This window comes from Mesorhizobium sp. M2A.F.Ca.ET.067.02.1.1, from assembly GCF_004023285.1.
Taxonomy (GTDB): Bacteria; Pseudomonadota; Alphaproteobacteria; order Rhizobiales; family Rhizobiaceae; genus Mesorhizobium.
This window is the reverse complement of sequence record NZ_RZSB01000550.1, coordinates 1-4,012: the sequence shown is the minus strand read 5'-3', so window position 1 is coordinate 4,012 and position 4,012 is coordinate 1. Positions and strand designations below refer to the sequence as shown.

Genomic DNA, 4,012 nt, shown 5'->3' with positions numbered 1-4,012 from the left:
GAGTTTTGCCGTCGGCTCGTCGGCCAGCACGGTCCGTCCGAAAAGTTGCGCGCGGGCGATGGCGATGCGAAGCCGCTGGCCGCCCGAAAGATTGGCGCCGCCCTTGTCCAGCCTTGCATCGAGACCGCCCGGCAGCAGGGCGTCGTCGAGCAGCCCGATCGCGCGCGCGGCATTTTCCAGCCGGCTCCGATCCAGCGCGCCGCCATTCCACGAAATAGCCTCCGACAACGTTCCTTCGGGCACGTAGGCATCCGTCGAAACCCAGGCGATCTCCCCAGCGGCCAGCGGACGGGTTCCCGGCGTCGGCATGGCGCCCGGCTCGAGCCCGGCGAGACGGCGCAGAAGCTTCGATTTGCCCGATCCGCTCGGACCGACGATGGCGACGAGGCCATGTGCAGGCAATGTCAGGCGCAACCGGTCGAGCACCGGCAAGGTCGTCGACGCGATCGGTTCGGCGCCGAGCAGCCGGTCCAGCGCGGTGGCAGCCGCCAACCCTTCCGCCTTGGCATGGTACTGCTCCGAGAAGCGGCGGAATGGTGCGAAATATTCCGGCGCGATCATCAGGATGAACAGGCTCTGCCAGAGCTCGAGATTGGAGAAGCCGGGGATCGTCGCAAGCTTCAGGTGCCCCAGGCCGAGGAGGATGGCGAGGATCGCAATCGAGAGCGAGGCGAAGAAGTCGATGATCCCGGCATTGGCAAAGGCTATACGCAGCAGACCGATCGTCTCGCCCGCGTAGCCCTCCAGGCGATGGCCGAGTTTTGCCTCCTCGCTTGCCGTCGCGTGGTTGGCAAGAATTGTGGGCAGCGTGCGGACGCGGTCGGCGAACTGGCCCGCCAGCCGGCCGAAGGCACACTCCTGGGCGTCGGCGCGCCGGCGGATCGCATTGCCCACCAGCGCGAAGAACAGGATCATGACCGGCGTCAGGCAGATGACCAGCAGCGCGGCCTGCCAGGAGACGAAGCAAAGCGCGATGGCAGCGAGCAATGGCCCGGCCGCCATCATGGCCGTGGCGGCACGATGGCCCACCACCAGTGCGGCGATCGCCTCCGGATGGCGCTGCATCGAGACGATCAAGGCCCCTGTCGAGAGCGACTGCAGCTGCCGCGCCGGCATCTTGCCCAGTCGCTCGCTCGCGAGCGCCCGCAGTCGCGTCGACATGGCGTTTTCCGCGGAAGCCTGCATCCTTTCGGCGGCGAATCCGGCGAGGCATGTGGCCGCGAGCAGCGCGATCATCCCGGCGACGAGCCATGGATCGACCGTCTCGCCCATCACGAGCCGGCCGGCGGCCATCGCCGCCGTCGCGGCGAAGCCGAGCCTGAGCACGGTGCGGACCGCCTGCAAGGCGAGAAGACCGCGCAATCCACGCCTTGCCAATCCCTCGGCGGCGGAAAGCGACTGAAAGGTACCGGGCGTCGCGGCGGCGGAATCAGGAACCGGTGCGGGAACGACCTGCGTTTTCATGGCCCGCTTCTCGCACAGGCGAGGAGGACATGAGTTGATTCAGGTCAAGTCCCCAGCATTCGTGTCGCGCTATGAGGCGATGTCCAGAAAGGATGCTCCATGTCCGACTTTCTTCCACGGCGTCGCGACGGTAATCGCCACGGTGGGCTGGCGATGTTCCCGATCCTGTTGCCGTCGAGCAGCAACCCGCCTTGAGCCCGGGCGTGACGGAGGAAGCTGTCATGACGAGCGCCGAGCCGGAGCCGCTGCACAGCCCGGCAGATATGCGGCGGGCGCATATGCAGAAGCTCGCGCTCTGCCACATGCTCGAAGGCATCGCCGACGACCTGCCGTCGCGCGTCGATCGGCTCCAGTGCCTGGCCGTGGCGGCCGACCTCTTGCCGCTGCTGCGCGAGTGCCAACGCTTCGAGGAAGAGGTCGTCTTCCCTGCCTTCGTGCGGCAGACGGGCGAGGAAGACACTGTCGCGCGACTGAAGCTCGAGCACCTGGAGGATGAAAGCGCGGCGGCGGATCTCAGCGAGGCGCTGCTGGCCTATGGCCACGGGCGGCAGATCGAAAATCCCGAGGCGTTCGGCTATATGCTGCGCGCCTTCTTCGAATCGTTGCGCCGCCACATTGCCTTTGAGCGCGACCACGTGCTGCCGAAGGTTCTCCGCAATCAGTAAGTATTTGTCTTTACGCAATTCCGGACGGAAAACCGCTATGCACTTTTCCTGGAATTGCTCTAAACGAACGCCCCGGGGATCAGTCTCCGGCCCGCGCGGCCAGGCGCCCGATGTCGTCGACGATGACGTAGCGGTTGTTTTCGACGCGGATGACGCCCTCGCCCCGCAGCCGGGTGATCTGCCGGCTTACCGTCTCGACGGTGAGACCCAGGAAATCCGCGATCTCCGCGCGCGACAACGGCAGATCGAAAGCGGCGCCGCGCCGCTCCGGCCCGGCGGCGGGGTCGATGTTGCGCGCGATCATCAGAAGGAAGCTCGATATCTTCTCGGAGGCCGTCTTGCGGCCGAGCGCCACCATCCAGTCGCGCGCCTGGTCAAGCTCGCGCAGCTTCTGTTCGAGCAGGCGATGCTCAAGGTTGGGCTGCTCCTTTATCATGCGCTCCAGCGCCTGGCGCGGGAACGAGCATAGTTCGACGTCTGTCGCCGCCTCGGCGCTGAGAGTGCTCTCGCTCTGGAACGGCCTGCCGAGGAAATCGGGAGCGAATTGCAGGCCGACAATCTGCTGGCGGCCGTCGGAAAGCGTCTTGGTCAGCTTCACGACGCCTGAAAGCACGTTCGAGAAACGCTCGACGCTCCTGGAATCGCCGACCAGTTCCTTGCCGGCCTCGGCCTTGTGCCGCTTCGTCGATTTGGCAAGATCGACGAGCTGCCCGGCGTTGAGCGCGCCACATATGCCACGATGCCGCGCCTCGCATGAAACGCAGAGTACCGGGACGCCTGTCGTGTGAATATCTTCGCGCACGATGGAACATCTATAGTGTTCCCGCCCTTCACCGGCAACGCAGGCCGAAACGCGAAAGCGTCGCAGCCCGTGCCTCGAGGATCGGATGGAAACCAATCCGTCGATCGCCGCATTGCACAATTGCGGGCCGCCTGCACAATAGGCGCATGTCCACCGGTTCGTTGACCATCCTTGTTATCGACGAGAACCGCATCCGCGCCTCGATCATCGAGGCCGGGTTGCGGGACGCAGGCCATCGCCATGTCACGGTGATCCATGACGTGGCCGGCATTGCCCGGCGCATCGCCGAGATCGAGCCGGACGTCATCGTCATCGATCTGGAAAATCCCAACCGCGACATGCTGGAGAACATGTTCCAGCTGTCGCGCGCGGTGAAGCGGCCGATCGCCATGTTCGTCGACCGCTCCGACCAGGCCTCGATCGAGGCTGCGGTCGATGCGGGCGTGTCCGCCTATGTCGTCGACGGGCTGAAGAAGGAACGCATCAAGCCGATCCTCGACATGGCGATCAGCCGCTTCAACGCCTTCTCGCGCATGGCGCGCGAATTGGAGGAGGCGCGCAGCGAGCTGGAGAACCGCAAGGTCATCGACCGGGCCAAGGGCATATTGATGAAGTCGCGGGGCTTGAGCGAGGAGGCTGCCTACACGCTTCTGCGCAAGACCGCCATGAACCAGAACCGCAAGATCGCCGAGATCGCCCAGAGCCTGGTGACCGCGGCGGGCTTGCTGGGACCGCTGGAGGGCGAATGAGCATGGCGCACGAAATCACCGCCGGCTTCATGCCGCTCTTCGACAGCGCCGTTCTGGTCGTGGCCGGCGAGATGGGCTTTGCCGCCCGCGAGGGCATCGAGCTCAAGCTGCAGCGTGAGACCTCCTGGGCCAACATCCGCGACCGCATCGCCATCGGCCATTTCGACGTCGCCCATATGCTGGGGCCGATGCCGCTCGCCTGCAGCCTCGGCCTCACGCCGCTTGCCTCGGAGACCATCGTGCCCTTCTCGCTCGGGCTCGGCGGCAACTGCATCACCGTGTCCAACGCGGTTTGGGACGGCATGGCGACGCCAGGGGCCGCGCCCGACCTC

General features: G+C 65.7%; 5 protein-coding genes. 3 read left to right on the top strand and 2 right to left on the bottom strand.

Going from position 1 to position 4,012, the window contains the following annotated elements:
* Positions 1 to 1,464 (bottom strand): ATP-binding cassette domain-containing protein (locus tag EOA28_RS27275; RefSeq protein ID WP_128315472.1); only part of this gene is annotated, 1,464 nt, incomplete at its 3' end.
* Between the two features lie 278 nt (positions 1,465 to 1,742).
* Between EOA28_RS27275 and EOA28_RS27270 the strand changes: the two genes are divergently transcribed.
* Positions 1,743 to 2,129, top strand: coding sequence for a hemerythrin domain-containing protein (locus tag EOA28_RS27270; protein ID WP_245463381.1), 387 nt, complete (start codon positions 1,743 to 1,745; stop codon positions 2,127 to 2,129).
* Between the two features lie 79 nt (positions 2,130 to 2,208).
* Here EOA28_RS27270 and EOA28_RS27265 read toward each other — a convergent pair whose 3' ends face one another.
* Positions 2,209 to 2,931: a Crp/Fnr family transcriptional regulator gene (locus tag EOA28_RS27265; RefSeq protein WP_348527704.1), complete on the bottom strand. Its 723-nt coding sequence runs from the start codon at positions 2,929 to 2,931 to the stop codon at positions 2,209 to 2,211.
* A 146-nt stretch (positions 2,932 to 3,077) separates the two neighbouring features.
* Here EOA28_RS27265 and EOA28_RS27260 point away from each other — a divergent pair, with 146 nt between their 5' ends.
* On the top strand, positions 3,078 to 3,680 hold the full coding sequence (locus EOA28_RS27260) for an ANTAR domain-containing response regulator (RefSeq protein WP_042638220.1): 603 nt from the start codon (positions 3,078 to 3,080) through the stop codon (positions 3,678 to 3,680).
* Positions 3,677 to 4,012: ABC transporter substrate-binding protein (locus EOA28_RS27255; protein WP_148670874.1), on the top strand; the 336-nt coding region annotated here is incomplete at its 3' end. The genes EOA28_RS27260 and EOA28_RS27255, both read left to right, overlap by 4 nt.